Source organism: Inhella gelatinilytica (assembly GCF_016093295.1).
Lineage (GTDB): Bacteria > Pseudomonadota > Gammaproteobacteria > Burkholderiales > Burkholderiaceae_C > Inhella > Inhella gelatinilytica.
On record NZ_JAEDAL010000001.1, the window covers coordinates 965,994 to 982,494 of the forward strand.

At 64.7% G+C, this 16,501-nt stretch carries 13 protein-coding genes; 8 read left to right on the forward strand and 5 right to left on the reverse strand.

Annotated features, from left to right (window positions below):
* Positions 1–42: 42 nt before the first annotated feature.
* Both I7X43_RS04445 and I7X43_RS16545 read left to right on the forward strand, forming a co-directional pair.
* Entirely contained in the window at positions 43–906 is an 864-nt protein-coding gene (locus I7X43_RS04445) for an alpha/beta hydrolase (RefSeq protein ID WP_198099671.1), read from the forward strand.
* A 150-nt stretch (positions 907–1,056) separates the two neighbouring features.
* Positions 1,057–2,628: a methyl-accepting chemotaxis protein gene (locus tag I7X43_RS16545; RefSeq protein ID WP_198099672.1), complete on the forward strand. Its 1,572-nt coding sequence runs from the start codon at positions 1,057–1,059 to the stop codon at positions 2,626–2,628.
* A 21-nt stretch (positions 2,629–2,649) separates the two neighbouring features.
* Here the strand turns inward: I7X43_RS16545 and I7X43_RS04455 are convergent, their stop codons facing one another.
* A complete protein-coding gene (locus I7X43_RS04455) occupies positions 2,650–3,486 on the reverse strand; it encodes a substrate-binding periplasmic protein (RefSeq protein ID WP_198099673.1) in 837 nt (278 codons plus the stop codon).
* A gap of 110 nt (positions 3,487–3,596) precedes the next feature.
* Positions 3,597–6,008 carry a GspE/PulE family protein gene (locus tag I7X43_RS04460; RefSeq protein ID WP_246480121.1) on the reverse strand — a complete coding sequence of 804 codons (2,412 nt, stop codon included), beginning with the start codon at positions 6,006–6,008 and terminating at the stop codon, positions 3,597–3,599.
* Between the two features lie 268 nt (positions 6,009–6,276).
* Here I7X43_RS04460 and I7X43_RS04465 point away from each other — a divergent pair, with 268 nt between their 5' ends.
* From I7X43_RS04465 to I7X43_RS04490, 6 genes are all read left to right on the forward strand, one after another.
* A complete protein-coding gene (locus I7X43_RS04465; RefSeq protein WP_246480189.1) occupies positions 6,277–7,929 on the forward strand; it encodes a cytochrome D1 domain-containing protein in 1,653 nt (550 codons plus the stop codon).
* 119 nt (positions 7,930–8,048) lie between these two features.
* Positions 8,049–8,648 carry a NapC/NirT family cytochrome c gene (locus I7X43_RS04470; RefSeq protein WP_310737517.1) on the forward strand — a complete coding sequence of 200 codons (600 nt, stop codon included), beginning with the start codon at positions 8,049–8,051 and terminating at the stop codon, positions 8,646–8,648.
* 12 nt (positions 8,649–8,660) lie between these two features.
* Positions 8,661–9,527, forward strand: coding sequence for an ethylbenzene dehydrogenase-related protein (locus I7X43_RS04475; RefSeq protein WP_198099675.1), 867 nt, complete (start codon positions 8,661–8,663; stop codon positions 9,525–9,527).
* Positions 9,528–9,890 (forward strand): cupredoxin domain-containing protein, encoded by a 363-nt coding sequence (locus tag I7X43_RS16350; RefSeq protein ID WP_198099676.1) that lies wholly within the window; start codon positions 9,528–9,530, stop codon positions 9,888–9,890.
* 105 nt (positions 9,891–9,995) lie between these two features.
* A complete protein-coding gene (locus I7X43_RS04485; protein WP_198099677.1) occupies positions 9,996–10,421 on the forward strand; it encodes a c-type cytochrome in 426 nt (141 codons plus the stop codon).
* Positions 10,422–10,427: 6 nt separating this feature from the next.
* A complete protein-coding gene (locus I7X43_RS04490; RefSeq protein ID WP_198099678.1) occupies positions 10,428–11,840 on the forward strand; it encodes a cbb3-type cytochrome c oxidase subunit I in 1,413 nt (470 codons plus the stop codon).
* A gap of 235 nt (positions 11,841–12,075) precedes the next feature.
* On the opposite strand, the gene I7X43_RS04495 is transcribed toward I7X43_RS04490, so the two are convergent.
* From I7X43_RS04495 to I7X43_RS04505, 3 genes are read right to left on the reverse strand one after another with little or no spacing between them, the layout of a single operon-like run.
* On the reverse strand, positions 12,076–13,920 hold the full coding sequence (locus I7X43_RS04495; protein ID WP_198099679.1) for a putative bifunctional diguanylate cyclase/phosphodiesterase: 1,845 nt from the start codon (positions 13,918–13,920) through the stop codon (positions 12,076–12,078).
* Positions 13,917–14,426: a YfiR family protein gene (locus I7X43_RS04500; RefSeq protein ID WP_198099680.1), complete on the reverse strand. Its 510-nt coding sequence runs from the start codon at positions 14,424–14,426 to the stop codon at positions 13,917–13,919. The genes I7X43_RS04495 and I7X43_RS04500 overlap by 4 nt, the downstream gene beginning before the upstream one ends.
* Positions 14,427–14,429: 3 nt before the next feature.
* On the reverse strand, positions 14,430–16,364 hold the full coding sequence (locus I7X43_RS04505) for a TonB-dependent receptor plug domain-containing protein (RefSeq protein WP_198099681.1): 1,935 nt from the start codon (positions 16,362–16,364) through the stop codon (positions 14,430–14,432).
* Between the last annotated feature and the right edge of the window lie 137 nt (positions 16,365–16,501).

Genomic DNA, 16,501 nt, shown 5'->3' on the forward strand with positions numbered 1-16,501 from the left:
CCCCCAAAATCCGCCGCTTCATTCAATCGGGTGGATCAAGACATGAAGCAATCGATGGGGGTTCGCGCGGGTTTGGGCCTGGCGGCGCTGGCGCTGCTCAGCGGCTGCGCGCTCAAAACCATTCACGTCACCGAAGAGCAGTTCCTGCCGCAGCGCAAGACGGACTGGCTGAGCGACCGCATCACGCGCACCAACCTGGAGTTGCCCCTGCCCGACCTGCCGGGCCAGAGCCTGAAGGGCTGGCGCCTGAACCACCCGTCGCCCAAGGCGGCTCTGGTGTTTTTCTATGGTGGGGGCAACACGCTGTGGGAGAACCTGCGCCTGCTGCACGAGCTCTCGCACCGGCTGGAGGTGGACGTGGTCGCCTATGACGTGCGCGGCACGGGTGCCAGCGGCGGCAAGACCCGTTTCGAGACCCTGCGCGCCGATGCGCTGCGCATTTACGACCAACAGGCCAAGGCCGGTCTGCCGACCCTGGTGATGGGCTATTCGCTGGGCAGCATTCCGGCGGTGCACCTGGCCGCGAACCGCCCGGTTCAAGGCCTGTTCGTCGCGGCGGGCATCTCCAGTTTTGACGAGGCCAAGGGCCATTTCGACAAGCTGGTGCCCTGGTACGCCAAGCCCTTTGTGGGTTTGGAGTTCGCCCCGGTGTTCCAGCAGCGGCCCCAGCCGGTGGACCAAATTGCCACCGTGAAGGCACCCACCCTGGTGATGCACGGTGACGCCGACGAAACCTTGCCCGTGCAGTGTGGCGACTCCCTGGCGCAGCACAGCGCGGCGTCCTGGAAACGCTATGCGCGCTTGACGGGTCGCGGGCACGGCAACTTGCCCTTGTCCAGCGGCGAGGGCTTGACCGCCATCAAGGAATGGGTGGCACAGGCCAGCACGGCGGCCCAACCGTCCTGAGGCGGCACGCCAAGCTGTTGCGCCAAACCCACTGCGCGCATGATGGGACCCGCGCGGCGGGCGGGGGCTGCGGAGAATGGCCTTTTCGACGGGATGGAGCCCCCGTGACCTGTTGCAGGAGTGGGGCTCTGCCAATCGCTGAGGTCAACCATGTTCAATGACGTTCGGATATCCAAGCGCTTCATGTCGGTGATGGCGCTGTTTTGGGTGGCTTTCATGCTGATGGCGGCCCTGGCGCTGTGGGGCTTGTTCAAGACCTCGGATGGACTGAGCGATGTGGCCGAGCGACGCATGGTGACGGTGAACCGCATCAATGAACTGATCAAGGCCAACCAAGGCAACCGCGTCGAAGTGTTGCTGATGTTTCAGCACGCCCCGGACAGCCCCTTGCTGAGCATTCACGGCCACGAGCTGTCGATGCACCTGGACAATTTCAACCAGCGGCGCACCAAGAACCAAGAAGCCTGGCCATTGATCCAAAAGGCGGTCAGCGATGAGCCCAAGGGGCGCGACCTGGCCCAGGCGGTGGACGCCAAACGCAAGGAGTGGATTGCCCAGGTGGACGCCACGGTGAACGCCATTCGCGGTGGCGATTTTTCACCGCCCACGATGGCCGCATTTTTGGCCGCTGGGCGCCGCGAAGGTCAGGCCCTGTTCGATGCACTCGAAGGTCTGCGTCAGCACGAGGAGGGGCTGGCGCAGTCGGCGGCTACCGACGCCAAGGCCCTGAGTCAACGCCTGCTCTGGATCTTCCTGGCTGTGGGGGTGCTGGTGGGCGTGCCGGCCACCTGGATGTTCCTGAGCCTGCTGGCGCGCATCCGTTCGGGCTTTGCCAAGGCCGACGAGCTGGCCAGTGCCATTGCCGCGGGGGACTTGCGCCTGGACATTCAGGCCGATGGCCGTGACGAGATCGGCCACCTGCTGAGCCAGATGCAGGACATGCGCAACCGCCTGCTGGCCCTGATCAGCGAGGTGCGTCAGGCCGCCGATGGCGTGCAGGTGGCGGCCAGCGAAGTGGCGGACGGCAACATGGACTTGTCGTCCCGTACCGAGCAGACGGCGGCCAACCTGCAGCAGACCGCCAGCACCACGGATGAATTGAGCACCACCGTGCGTCAGAACGCCGACAACGCGGCGCAGGCCAATTCGCTGGCGCAGGGCGCGTCGGAAGTGGCCGAGCGGGGCGGGCAAGTGGTGGGCGACGTGGTGGCCACGATGAAGGGCATCAACGACAGCTCTCGCAAGATTGCCGACATCATTGGCGTGATTGACGGCATTGCCTTCCAAACCAACATCCTGGCGCTGAACGCCGCGGTGGAAGCGGCCCGAGCGGGTGAGGCCGGGCGCGGCTTTGCTGTGGTGGCGGCCGAGGTGCGCAGCTTGGCGCAACGCAGCGCCGAGGCAGCGCGGGAGATCAAGAGCCTCATCAGCGCCAGTGTGGAGCACGTCGAGCAGGGCTCGCAGCTGGTGGACCGTGCCGGGGCCACCATGACCGAGGTGGTCACGGCGATTCAACGCGTCACCCACATCGTGGGCGAAATCAGCAATGCCAGCGCGGAACAAAGCAGCGGTGTGGCCCTGGTTGGGCAGTCGCTCAGCCAGATGGACCAAGCCACGCAGCAAAACGCGGCCCTGGTGGAGGAAAGTGCCGCCGCGGCCGCCAGCCTGCGCGACCAAGCCAATCAACTGGTCAGTGCGGTGGCGGGGTTCCGCTTGCCCTGACGCGCGAAGGCGGGCTGCCGGTCAGGGGTTCTTGCGCTCCTGCACCTTCCACAGTTGAACGGCTTTGTCGATGAACCCCTGCATCAGCCGCCCCTGGTGCAATTTGTACAGGGCACGGTTGATGGCCCCGCGCAGCTCCGGCGTGTTGCAGGGCGAGCGGTGCGCAATGGCCAGATACAGCTGCTCTTGGGCAATGGGCGGCATGACCATCTTCAGGCCTGCCAGACCCATTCGCGCCATGTAAGCCTCGGCCGGGCTTTCTTCGTACAGCACGTAGTCGCCACGGCCCAGTTGCAGCATTTGCAGGGCTTGCTCCAGGCTGCTGACCTTGGTGAGCTTGAGAGACTCGTTGGCGTACCGGTCAAACGCTTGCCCAAAGCTGTTGTTGATCACCGTCAGCCCCGAGCGCTCGCGCAAATCCGCCCAGCGCTGATAGGGGAACGGGGTGGACTTGCGCTGAATGACCACCGAGCGGGTTTCACGGAAGGGCAGAAAGCTGTAGTCCAGGTACTCGGTTCGCGGCAACGTAAAGAACGCCCCGGCGATGACGTCCAACCGCCCCAAGCGCGCTTCTTCTTGCACCCTGGCCCAGTTGCCCACGTAGCGCAAGTCGATGGGCACGCCGATCTCCTGGGCGATCCACTCCATCAGCTCGGCATTGGCCCCCACAAGACGGGATTCGTCAGCCGGGTCACGCCAGAGGTAGGGCGGGTATTGTGGGTTGCCGGAGGCCTGCAGCGCCTTGCAGGCCGCGGGGACGTTCGGTGGTGTCAGCGCGTTGGGGTTGGGCTGCGCCCAGGCGGTGCCAAGGGCGCAACTCAGGGCCAGACAAAGCCGGGCGAAACGTAGACGATTCATGGCCGCAACCAAGTGCGCAAAGAGAAGGCGCGTTTTAGCAGGAATCTCCTCCTTTGGGAGGAAATCCGAGCCGGTTGCGTGTTTGTCCTAGGCTGTGTGGGTACGGCCCCTTAGGTGTTGGCGCGCACTTCGCTCAGCGGCGTCAGGCCCTGCAGTACCTTAAGCACCCCGTCTTGGCGCAGGGTGTGCAATCCTTCGGAGAGCGCATGCCGCAGCAATTCGTCCGCCCGGGCCCCGGTTTGCACGAGGTGGCGAATTTGCGGGCTGACGATCATCAGTTCGTGCACGCCCATGCGGCCCATCAATCCGGTCTGGGCGCAGCGCGGGCAACCGGTGGACTCATAGTGCTGCAAGGGGCCGCCGCGGCCAAACTGCTCGGTCCACTGCGCGAGCAGTTCGTGCCGGTTGGGGCGCTGGCGCGTGGGCAGCGGGCGCAAGTATTCGTCCAACAGCGCCTCTTGCTCGTCTTCGGTGAGCGGGCGCTGGGTGCGGCAGTGTGGGCACAGGCTGCGCACCAGACGCTGGGCCAGGATGCCGAGCAGGGAATCGGCAAAGCCAAACGGGTCGCAGCCCATGTCCAAGAGCCGGGTGACGGTTTCCGCCGCACTGTTGGTGTGCAATGTGCTGAACACCAAATGGCCGGTGAGGGAGGCCTCAATGGCAATTTCGGCGGTTTCTTGGTCCCGGACTTCGCCCACCATGATGACATCCGGGTCGGCGCGCAGAAAGGCCCGCAGGGCCTTGGCGAAGGTCCAGTCGATGCGGGGATTGACCTGCACCTGGCGCAGGCCCCGCTGGGTGATTTCCACCGGGTCTTCGGCGGTCCAGATTTTTCGCTCGGGCGTGTTGATGCGGGCCAGCACCGAGTGCAGCGTCGTGGTCTTGCCCGAACCCGTCGGCCCCACGCACAGCACCATGCCATAGGGCCGATGAATGATTTGGTCCAGTGCCTGGTGGTTGGCGGGGCTCAGGCCCAGGTGATCCATCTCCAAGGGCTTGGACGAGGCCAACAGGCGCAGCACCACATCCTCCAGCCCATGCGTGGTGGGGATGGTGGCGACCCGCAATTCCAACCGGTGCTGGGGCGAGAAGCGCGCGAAATTGATCTTGCCGTCTTGCGGTTTGCGCTTCTCAGAGATGTCCAGATCACACATCACCTTGATGCGCGCCACCACGGCATGCCGGTACGTGGGAGGCAGCTCCAGGTAGGGGGACATGACGCCATCGCGCCGGAAACGAACCTGCACCTTTTCGAGTCCGGGCTGGCATTCGATGTGAATGTCCGAAACACCCCGGGCGTGGGCTTCGAGGATCATGCTGTTGATCAAGCGAACCAGGGAGTTGTCGCTTTGCTCGATGACATGGTCATCGAGCTCGTCGTACCCATGGCTTTCGCGCTCCAGCGTCTCAACCAAGCGCTCGGCGGCCACGGTCTCCACATCCGGTGCGGCGGAGACATCACCAATGCGGGTGTAGGCCTCGCGCTGCCCAAACGCCAGCGTGCCCACGGGCGCGACCACGGGCACGACCTTGCACTGGGCCGAGAACTCGAGCTCATCCAGCGCATCGCGGGCCGTGGGGTCTTCCATGGCGACGATGAGGCGGCCGTTGCGAATCAGTAGGGGCAGCACCCGCAAGCGACGCGCCATGGCGTAAGGCACTTTTTGCAGCGCCAGCACCTCGGCAGCGAAGCGGGTGACGTCCACGGCGGGGTAGCCCATCTTGCGCACCAGGGCCGATTGCAGCTGGGGGGGCGTCACCCGCCCGCTGTCGATCAGCAGCTGGCCCAGGGGCATGGTGTGATCGCCGGCCTGCTCGGCCAGTGCATCGCTCAGCTCCTCTTGCGTCAACAGTTTGAGCTCGACCAGGGCTTCGCCAATGCGCAGGATGGGCATGCGCGACTGCGCGGCCAAAGCGGCCATGAGCTGGTCCGCGCTGTCGATGGGCCGGTCCAGCAAGGGGTCGCGCTCCCGCCGGCTGCGGGGCGGCTTGGCGGGTGGGGGCGGGGCGGTGGTGCCCGACTGCAGATCCCAGCGGTCAATTTGTTCGGCGGGCACGAACAAGCGTGTGACGGTGGATCCCCCCTTGTCATCCGGGGGATAGAGGAAGAGCCCGTCGGGGTTGTGCAGGTGCCCCAGGGTGCGCCCCTCCACGGTTCGGCCCATCTTCAGCACGGCCTGGAAGGGCCGCGCTTCGGGCCGCCCGCCCTGGGGGGCCAGGCGAACCGGTCGCATCAGTCGCAGGGACGCCAGCTCCGACCAGGCGACCTGCAAGGGCATTGGCGAGCTGGGCCGGCGCAGCACCACGTAGCGGGCGCCCGGGTTCCACTCCAGCAGCTGGCCGACCGACCGCTTGCCGCCCGCAGCATGCACCTCCACGGGTTCGGGAAAGCTCAAGCATTCCCCCCCGTCGGTCATCAAGCCGCTGGGGAGCGGCCAAAACGCTTCGGGCTCGGAAATCTGCGTGGGCGGATCGTCGAGTGCGGCGGGTTGGGTGACTTGGTAGGGCTTTTCGTCGGGCATGGGCAAACCTCAGTCCCCCGAGCCTAGCGCAGGCGCGCGTGCGTTGCCTCCCGCGTTTTGTGGGGGGCGGACGCCAACGGGTAAACCCGGACCAAAAGGGCAACGCTTGACAAACTTCAAGGAAAAGCAAGGCCAAGCAGGACAGCATGGCGGCACGCTAGGCCCACCCCTTCAAGGGTGAGCTTGAGACGGAAACACGCTGAATGGACTGCCAGCCCTCCGCGGTCCGACAACAGGAGTCAAAAAAATGAAGTCTCCCAAGCTGTCCATGCTGGCCCTGGGTGCTGTGCTGGCCACTGGCGCTTTCGCCCAAACGGGCGCCCCCGAGATGACCCCGCAGGAAGTCGAGATCGGCAAGAAGATCTACTTTGAGCGCTGTGCCGGTTGCCACGGCGTGCTGCGCAAGGGCGCGACGGGCAAGAACCTTGAACCGCACTGGAAGAAAACGGCCAAAGACGGCACGGTCCAGGAAGGCGGCACGCTCAAACTTGGAACCCAGCGACTGGAGAAGATCATCGCCATGGGCACCGAGGGCGGGATGGTCAATTACGACGACATCCTGACCAAGGACGAGATCAACATCATGTCGCGCTACATCCAGCGCACGCCCGATGTGCCGCCCGAGTTCAGCCTGAAGGACATGGAAGCGTCCTGGAAGCTGCTGGTGCCGGTGGACCAGCGCCCCAAGAAGCAGATGAACAAGATCAACCTGGCCAACGTCTTTGCCATCACCTTGCGTGATACCGGCAAGCTGGCCTTGGTGGATGGTGACACCAAGAACATCTGGCAGGTGCTGGACACGGGCTATGCCGTGCACATCTCGCGCTTGTCGGCCTCGGGTCGCTACGTGTACACCGTGGGCCGTGACGGCTTGGTGACCTTGATCGACCTCTGGTACGAAACGCCCACCACGGTGGCCACGGTCAAGCTGGGTGCCGATGCCCGCTCGGTCGACACCTCGAAGTTCAAGGGCTACGAAGACAAGTACCTGATCGGTGGCACCTACTGGCCGCCCCAGTACTCCATCATGGACGGCGAAACGCTCAAGCCCATGAAGATCGTCTCGACCCGCGGCAACACCGTGGATGGCGAGTACCACCCCGAGCCGCGGGTGGCCTCGATCGTGTCCTCGATGATCAAGCCCGAGTGGGTGGTGAACGTCAAGGAAACCGGCCAGATCATGCTGGTGGACTACAGCGACATCAAGAACCTGAAGACCACCACGATCGAATCGGCCAAGTTCCTGCACGACGGCGGCTGGGACATGAGCAAGCGCTACTTCCTGGTGGCGGCCAATGCCTCGCACAAGATCGCCGCGGTGGACACCAAGACCGGCAAACTCGCTGCCCTGGTGGACACCAAGAAGATCCCGCACCCGGGCCGCGGTGCCAACTTCATCCACCCGCAGTACGGGCCGGTGTGGGCGACGGGCCACCTGGGCGACGCGGTGATCACCTTGATCTCCACGCCGTCCGAGAAGAAGGAGCACGCCAAGTTCAAGCAGCACAACTGGAAGGTGGTGCAAGAGCTGAAGACCGGCGGCGCGGGCAACCTGTTCGTGAAGACGCACCCGAAGTCCAGCAACCTCTGGGCCGACATGCCGATGAACCCCGAGCGGGAGAACGCCGAGGCCGTGTACGTCTACGACTTGAAGGACCTGAGCAAGGCGCCCAAGAAGCTGGACGTGGCCAAGGACAGCGGCTTGCCGGAAACCAAGGCCCTGCGCCGTGCCACCCACCCGGAATACAACCAGGCGGGCGACGAGGTGTGGATCTCGCTGTGGGGTGGCAAGACCGACCAGAGCGCCATCGTCATCTATGACGACAAGACGCTGAAGCTCAAGAAGGTGATCACCGATCCGCGCATCGTGACCCCGACGGGCAAGTTCAACGTCTACAACACGCAGCACGACATCTATTGATGTGCATCAACCCGGCCACCCCGGTGGCCGGGTTTTCCCTCTGCGGAGGCGTCTCAAAACCTTTGAACCATTCAAGCTTTTGACGCGCCCCCAAAAAACAACCAGAACAGGAGTTCCCCGTGGCCGATTCACCCACCCCCGGCTTTTTTGCCCGCTGTTGGCGCACCATCAAGTCGCCCAGCCGGTTGTCGTTGGGCACGTTGCTGTTGGGGGGCATCGTGACCGGGGTCATCCTGTGGGGCGGCTTCAACACCGTGGTCGAAATGACCAACAAAGAGTCCTTTTGCATCTCGTGCCACGAGATGAAAGACAACGTCTACAAAGAGTATTCCGAGAACACCATCCACTACACCAACCGCACCGGCGTGCGCGCGACCTGCCCGGACTGCCATGTGCCCAAAGAGTGGGGCCCCAAGATGCTGCGCAAGATTCAGGCTTCGCGCGAGCTCTATGGCAAGGTGATGGGCACGGTGGATACGCGCGAGAAGTTTGAAGAACACCGGCTGACCATGGCCCAGCGCGAGTGGGCGCGGATGAAGGCCAATGATTCGCTGGAGTGCCGCAACTGCCACACGCTGGGCAGCATGGACAAAGAAAAGCAAAAGCCCCGCGCCAAGAAGAGCCATGAGCTCGCGGCCAAGAACAACGAAACCTGCATTGACTGCCACAAGGGCATTGCGCACCACAAGCCCAAGAACATGCCGGAAGACGAGGAATAAGGAGAACTCCCCATGAAACGCACCCACATCACCACTGCCCTCACGACCGCCTTGTTGACCCTGAGCGCCGGATCGTTTGCCGCCGCGCCGGATTGGAGCAAGGTCCCGGCCGCCAAGCTCACCGTGTTTTATCCCGGGGCTTCGCCGATCGAGTGGATCACCAAGGGCAGCGAGCACGGCGGTGCACGCGGCCTCAAAAAGGGCGAAAGCTGCACCAGTTGTCATGCCGAAGAAGTGGCCGACATGGGCAAGAAGATCGTCACCGGGCAGAAGAACGAACCCCACGTGATCAAGGGCAAAGCCGGCGCCATTCCGGTCAGCGTGCAAGCCTCGCACGATGGCGCCAATTTGTACCTTCGCTTCACGTGGAAGCAGCCCGCGGGCGGTGCTGACAAGATGGACAAGGACAACGCGGTCAAGCTGGCCGTGATGTTCGAGGACAACAAGATCACCCGCGCCAACCTCAGCGGCTGCTGGGAGACCTGCCATGCCGATGCCCGCACGATGCCCGAGGGCAAGGATGACAAGAAAACCAAGTACGTGACTGATGGCAGCCTGGCCTCGGGCAAGTTTTACGACTTGATCCAATGGACCAGCAAGGGCGGCAAGTTTGACGGCTACGTGGCGGACAAGCGCGTCATGGAAGGTGGCAAGGCCCTGGTCGATGCCAAGGGCGAAAAGAAGGGCGACGAGTGGAGCGTGGTCTTCACCCGCAAGCTCACCGGGGGGGACGGGGACGTGGCACTCGCTGCCGGCAAGACCGTCAACTTTGGTTTTGCCATTCATGACGACCACACGGCCGGGCGCTACCACCAGGTGTCGCTGGGCTACACGCTGGGTCTGGACGCCAAGGCGGACGTGACGGCGGCCAAACAGTAAGTGAACGTTCCCGCCGTGCAGCGGTCGCGCCGCGCTGGGTTTGCCCGTTTGATCGGGTGGGTCGGCGCGGCGTTTGGTTTTGCCGCCGCGCGGGCGCAGCCCGCGACGGTGGAGGTCCACATTCGCGACATGCGCTTCGAACCGGCGGAGCTTCGGGTGCCCGTGGGCACCACCGTGCGCTGGATCAACCGCGAAAAGCGCACCAGCCACTCCGTGCTGTTTGCGGACCTTCCGGAATCGCCCCGTTTCTTTCCTGACGAGCACTGGGAGCGTCGCTTCGACCAAGTCGGCGCTTACCCCTATGTCTGCGGGCCCCACCCCGAGATGCGGGGCCGCGTGGTGGTGGAGTCGTCTCCAGGTTAATCCCAGCCCATGACTTTCGTCGAACCTTAAGCCGCATCAAGGAATCGAGTCGGTGCAAGGCCTAGGCTGCAACCCTATTCTTTAAACCTGCGCGAAAGGCGCCCTATGAGCCGAGGACTTACCAGTCAGACCGCTCGCAACATCTTCTACGGCGGGACGGTCTTCTTTGCACTGCTGTTCGCAGTGATTGTGTTTCACACCGAGCAGCGCATACCCCAGCGATCGAATGCCGGCGAGATCACCCCAGCGGTGGTGCGCGGCAAACACATCTGGGAAACGCGCAACTGCATCGGCTGCCACACCTTGTTGGGTGAGGGGGCGTACTTCGCACCCGAGTTGGGCAACGTCTACACCCGTCGCGGGCCGGACTTCATCAAGGCCTGGATGAAGGCGCAGCCCACGGGGGCCCCGGGCCGCCGCCAGATGCCGAATTTCCACCTCAATGACCAGCAGCTCGACGATCTGACGGAGTTCCTCAAGTGGACCAGCAAGATCAACACCGAGCAGTGGCCGCCGAACATTGAAGGGTGATCAACCATGGCAACCGCACAAATCAAATATTCGTCACAGGCGGTGTCGCGCCTGTACTTCATGGGCGCCATTGGCCTGTTCGTGGGGCAGATCCTCTTTGGGGTGGCCCTGGGTCTGCAGTACCTGATCGGCGACCTGCTCTTCCCCGCCATCCCCTTCAACATCGCCCGCATGGTTCACACGAACCTGCTGATCGTGTGGCTGTTGATGGGCTTCATGGGCGCGGCCTATTACCTCATTCCGGAAGAGGCCGAGACCGAGCTGTACAGCCCCAAACTGGGCATCGCGCTCTTTTGGATCTTCCTGGTGGCAGGCGCGCTGACCATCCTCGGCTACCTGCTCGTGCCCTACGCCACGCTGGCGGCGGCCACCGGCAATGACCTGCTGGCCACCATGGGTCGGGAGTTCCTGGAGCAGCCGCTGCCCACCAAGCTGGGCATTGTGGTCGTGGCGCTTGGCTTCCTCTTCAACATCAGCATGACCGTGCTCAAGGGACGCAAGACCGCGATTTCCTTGGTGCTGCTGATGGGGCTGTGGGGCTTGGCGCTGATGTTCCTGTTCAGCTTCGTCAACCCCAGCAACCTGGTGCGCGACAAGATGTACTGGTGGTTCGTCGTCCACCTCTGGGTGGAGGGCACGTGGGAGTTGATTCTGGGCGCCATGCTGGCCTACTTGCTGGTGAAAACCACGGGCGTGGACCGCGAAATCATCGACAAGTGGCTGTACCTGATCATTACCTTTGCGCTGGTCACTGGCATCTTGGGCACGGGTCACCACTTCTACTTCATCGGGCTGCCGGGTTATTGGCAGTGGATTGGCTCGGTCTTCAGCGCGCTGGAACCGATCCCGTTCTTCATGATGACGCTGTTTGCCTTCAACATGGTGCAGCGCCGCAAGCGTGAACACCCGAACCAAGCGGCGGTGCTCTGGACGGTGGGCTGCGCGGTGATGGGCTTCCTGGGCGCGGGCCTGTGGGGCTTCATCCACACGCTGAGCCCGGTGAACTACTACACCCACGGCAGCCAAATCACTGCGGCTCACGGCCACCTGGCTTTCTATGGGGCTTATGTGATGGTGGTGATCGCGATGATCAGCTACGCCATGCCCATCCTGCGCGGCCGCGAGTGCAACCCGCAGCGCGCCCAGAACATGGAAATGTGGAGCTTCTGGGTGATGACACTCAGCATGGGCGTGATGGTGCTGGCCCTGACCGGCGCGGGCATCCTGCAAGTCTGGCTGCAGCGCATCCCGACCGAGGGCGCGATGGGCTTCATGCAAACCCAGGACCAACTGCGCTTCTTCTACTGGGTGCGCCTGGGCGGTGGCGTGGGCTTCCTGCTCGGTCTGCTGATGTACCTGTCCAGCTTCTTTATGGATCCCGGAGAGGATGAACCGGCGGGCCGTCTGGCTCAAGCCTGATTGCTGACGACACTGTCGTTCTGACAACCTCCCAACGCCCGGCTTGCCGGGCGTTGTTCTTGGTGGGTGCCAGTCGCACTGTGGCGTTACCTTGCGACAACGGCTCGGCGTGCCGCAGGGCGCACCGCGTCGTCGTCGTGGGGGCCGAGCGTGTGGGTCCGGAGCGGGGCTTGAACGCTTGGGTGCAAGGCCTGGACGGGGCAACCCCCGGGGCCCAGACGGCTCGGGGCGATGCTCAGCGCGGTGGAATCTGCGCGCGCGCGCCTTCGGCCTGGGCTTGCAGCAGGGTTGCCAGCGCGCTGGGCTCCAAGGGTCGGGACAGCCCAAAGCCTTGGTAGAGATCGCAGTGCAGGGCATTCAGGCAATCCCAATCAGCCCGGGCTTCTACCCCTTCGGCCACCACCTGCATCTCCAGCGCATGGGCCACCCGAACAATGGCCTCCACGAGCACGCGGGCGTCGGGGCTGCGGGCCAGGCCGTGAATAAAGACCCGGTCGATCTTGAGCTTGCGGCAACGCAGGCGGCGCAGGTAAGACAAGGAGCTGTAGCCCGTTCCGAAGTCGTCGATGGACAGGGTGTAGCCGTGCTGCTGCAGCAAGGTCACCATGGAGTCTGGTGCTTCCAGGTCCTCAAACAACGTGCCCTCGGTGAGTTCGAACTCCAGCACCTCGGGCTGCAACCCCAAGCGGGTGAGGGTGTCCAGCAGGCGCTGACGCTGGCGAGGCTGGCGGCACTGTCGGGACGACAGGTTGAAGGCCACCGGAACCGGCGCGAGGCCGAGTTGACGCCACTGCTCCAGGTCCCGGGCCAGCAACTCCAGGGTGTGCAAGCCCAGCTCCACGATCAGCCCCGAGGCCTCGGCCAGGGGAATGAACTCGGCGGGTGAAACGGCACCCCGCTGCGGGTGGGCCCAGCGCGCCAGGGCTTCGACCGACACCATGCGCCCGCTGGCATCGAACAGCGGTTGGTAGACCAAGCGCAGATGCTGATCGGAAAGCGCCGCGCGCAGGTCTTGCTCCAAGCGTGCCCGCGCTTCTTGGGCCGCACCGAGGCCGGGGGAGTACACCTGAAAGCCGTCTTTGCCCGTTTGCTTGGCCAGCGCCAGGGCCACATCGGCGCAGCGCAGGGCGGCACTGGCGTTGTCGGCGTGCGCGGGCAACAGCGCAATGCCCACGGAGACGTGGGTGGGCAGCCATTCCCCCACGGGCACGGGCAACAGGGCCACCACCTGGGCGGCGACGTTGCGCACGTGGCCTTCGTCGGCCGGTGCGCGCAGCAGAATGGCAAATTCGTCGCCGGCCAAACGGGCGCACAAGTCGGTGCTGCGAACCAGGGCGCTCAGGCGCTGCGCCACCTCGCACAGCAATTGATCGCCAATCTCGTGGCTGTGCGTTTCATTGATTTGTTTGAAGTTGTCGATGTTGATGACCAGCACCGCCGCTTCTTGCCCTGACGCCGCCGCCTCCTCCAACGACTGGCGAAACGATTCCCGGTTGGGCAATTGGGTCAGGCTGTCGAAATGCGCCAGGAATGCCGTGCGCTTGGCGGCCGCCCGGACCTCGGCCCGCAAGCGTCGCGTGGCCAGCAGGGCCAGCAGCAAGCCGGCCGCCACCATGCCCGACGCCGTGAGGACGAAGCGCAGCAAGTCCATCCACACGCCAGACCGGCTGGCCTGCACCCGCAGCAGGCCCACGGACTCGCGCTGGGCCCGCACCGGCACCTCCAAGGTCTGCTGCCCGGCCCAGTCGTCCAGTGCGCCCATGGGGCCCTCACCCCGCTGATAGTTCGCCAGCACCTGGCCATTGGGTTTGAGCAATTGCGCCTGCTCAATGGCGGGGGCGCTGCGCAGGGCCTTGAGGATTTCCAGGGCCTCGCTGCGGTTCTCAAAGACCACGGTGGCCGAGGCGTTGTCCGCCACGATTTGCGCCTGGACTTTGAGGTCCTCTTCAAAGCGCCGCTGCAACTCCACAAACTGCACAAAGGCCAACAGCGGCAGGATGGGCAGCAGCATGGCGATGCCCAGCACCAAGCTCCTGCGCACCGAGGGCAGGCGGCGGGGGAATGGGGCTGAGGCGCTCACCCGCTTTTCTTGACAAACCGAGTCAGGCGCAGGAGCCGGGCGCTGACGTCCAGGCCCGCCCGTCGCGTGGCATCCAACTCGATGTCAAAAACCACCCGGCCCTCCTCGGTGTGCAGGTTCAACATGGCACCATGATCCATCAGGCCTGGGGTGTCTGTCACCACCAACGCGCCGCTGGGTGCGCTCCACCCAGGTTCCCCACTGACCAGCACCACATGGCAGCCCAGGAGTTGGTGGCGCGTCGCGCTGCGGATCTTGAGGGCGTGTTGGTTGAGGGTTTGGCCGGCAAACGGGCTGACGTGCTGCGCGAGCGCGGAGTCATCCGTCAAGCAAATTTGCAGGGCTTGCAAGTCCCCAAGGGCGGCTGGTGGCCACTCCACAAACTTCAGGATCTTGAGCAGCACCTGAGCCTTGAGCTGGGGAGCGGCCGTGGCCTGAGCTTGGGCATGCGCGAGTGCCCAAGGCCCCGTCCAGAGCGCCAGCAGCAGGGGGATCAGGCGCCGCATGCCCTACCAGCTCAGTTGCCAATCCAGACGCAGGGTGCGCCGGGGGTGGGGGACACGCAGCAAGGCCTCGTTCTCGGGGCCCGCCGGATCAAAGCTGCGGGCATCGGTCAAGTTTTGAACCCGCAGCATCCAGTGCTGCCCGGTCCAGCCGGTGTAGCGCAGGGCGGCGTGGGCGAGCCACTGGGCGGGCGCGTCGACGCGCCCGGTGCGGGCGCCCTGCCCCTGCGCCTCCAGCGCCACACCCCAGTGCGGAGCGAGCGAGGCCATCCAATGCCCCTTGAGCACCCAGCGGGGGGCATTGCTCAGCCGCTCCCCGCCCTTATGGGCCTGCATCAAGGTCAGGTCCAGCCGCCACTGGTGATCGGCGCGTACGCGCTGTTGCCAACTCAGCTGCAAGCCCTGGCTGTGCACGTGGTCGTGGTTCAAATAGCGAATCACACCGGGCGTGTCGGTGGGGGCCGGTTCGATCAAGTCGCGCAGTCGGGTCTGGTAGACGCTCAGCCCCAAGGCGCTGTGCGCATCCAGTTCGCGCTCCCAGGCCAACTCTGCGCTGCGCAGCCGTTCGGGCCCCAGGTTGGGGTTGGCTTGTTGCGAGACGCCCCCGTCGTCGTAGAAACGCTCGGCCAGGTTGGGGGTGCGAAAGGCTTGGCCGAGCATCAGCTTGTAGGCCTCGCCCGGCTGGGCGCGAAACACCAGGGCCAGGCGCGGTGACGCGTGGGCCGCGAAGCCGCGGATGTGATCCACCCGGGCTCCCGTGGTGAGTTGCAACCGGGGCGAGAGTCGCCACTGATCCTGCAGGTACAAGCCCGCGCTGTGGCTGCGCTCCTGGCTGTCCAGGTAGGTGGTGGCGGGGCTCAGGTCAAAGTTGCGCTGCAAACCCCGGGGCACGGAGCGAACCTCCACCCCCAGCAGCCACTCGTGATTGAGCCACCCCCGCCACTGCACCCGGCCGTCCACATTGATCCACCGACTGCGGGCCAAGTCGCGGTTGATCAACGCGTCCGGGTAAACGTAGTGCCCGTCAAACCCCGTGCCCCCCACGCCCACACGCAGGCTGCGCCGCAGGGCGTCGGTCCAGTCCTCTTCGTAGGCCAACTCGGCGTGCCAGGAGCGGTCCACATAGCGGGTGCCGGCCGCGCCGGGCACGGTGCCGTAGGGGGCCGTGGCCAGGGCTTTGTCGCGCTCCAGCGCAGAAAGGCTCAGTCGCCAAGCTCCGGCGCGCAACTTGGCAAAGAGCGACCGTTGATCCAGGGCATCCAGGCCGCGCAACGCACCGCTGGGCAGCCCCAATTCGGGCAGCTCCAGTGTTTCCCCGCGGCTGCGCTGAAACTGGGCCCCGATGAAGACGTCCACCGCTCCGCCCTGACCGTACTGCAGCAGCGCGCGGCGGCCTCCAAACTGGCCCACCGAGCCCTTCACCCGGACCCCCGGGGCATCAGCCCCGTCAAGGGTCACCAAATTGACGGCCCCCAGCAGGGCGTTGCTGCCGTAGATGGAGGAGCTGGGCCCGTAAATCAGCTCCAGGCGTTTGACCCATTCGGCGGCCAGCGGGAACTCCGTGTCGGGTAGGGCTTGGTCGTACAAGGCGTCATTGCTGCGAAAACCATCGATGGCCATCAGCAGCCGGGCGTTGTAATCCCCTGGCCGGTTGAAGCCCCGCAGGCCCACGCCCACGTATTGGCGCGAATGGCTCAAATGGATACCGGGTAAGCGGGCCAGCATTTCGGACACCTGACGCAGCCCCAGCAGCTCCACCTCTTGGCGGCCGATCACGGCCACTGGCGCCGGCGCATCCAACAGGCTCTGCGCGTAGCGCGAGGGTCCTTCGACTTCGCGCTGTAGCAGGGCTTCCAGTTCGTCCGTCTCGGCCTCGGCGGCCGATCCGGTCGGGGCCCAGGCAGCGAGGCAAGCAAGGATCAAGGGCTTGAAAAGGGCCATGACAAAGGCTTCCAGCCTGCCACAGGCTGCTCGATGGAGGGGATGCCCCATTCTGCGGTGGATTGCCGGGGTCTGAATCCGGATTGATCCTGCTTAAGGCACGCCGGCCCGTGTCCCCGTACGCTATGGCCCATCAC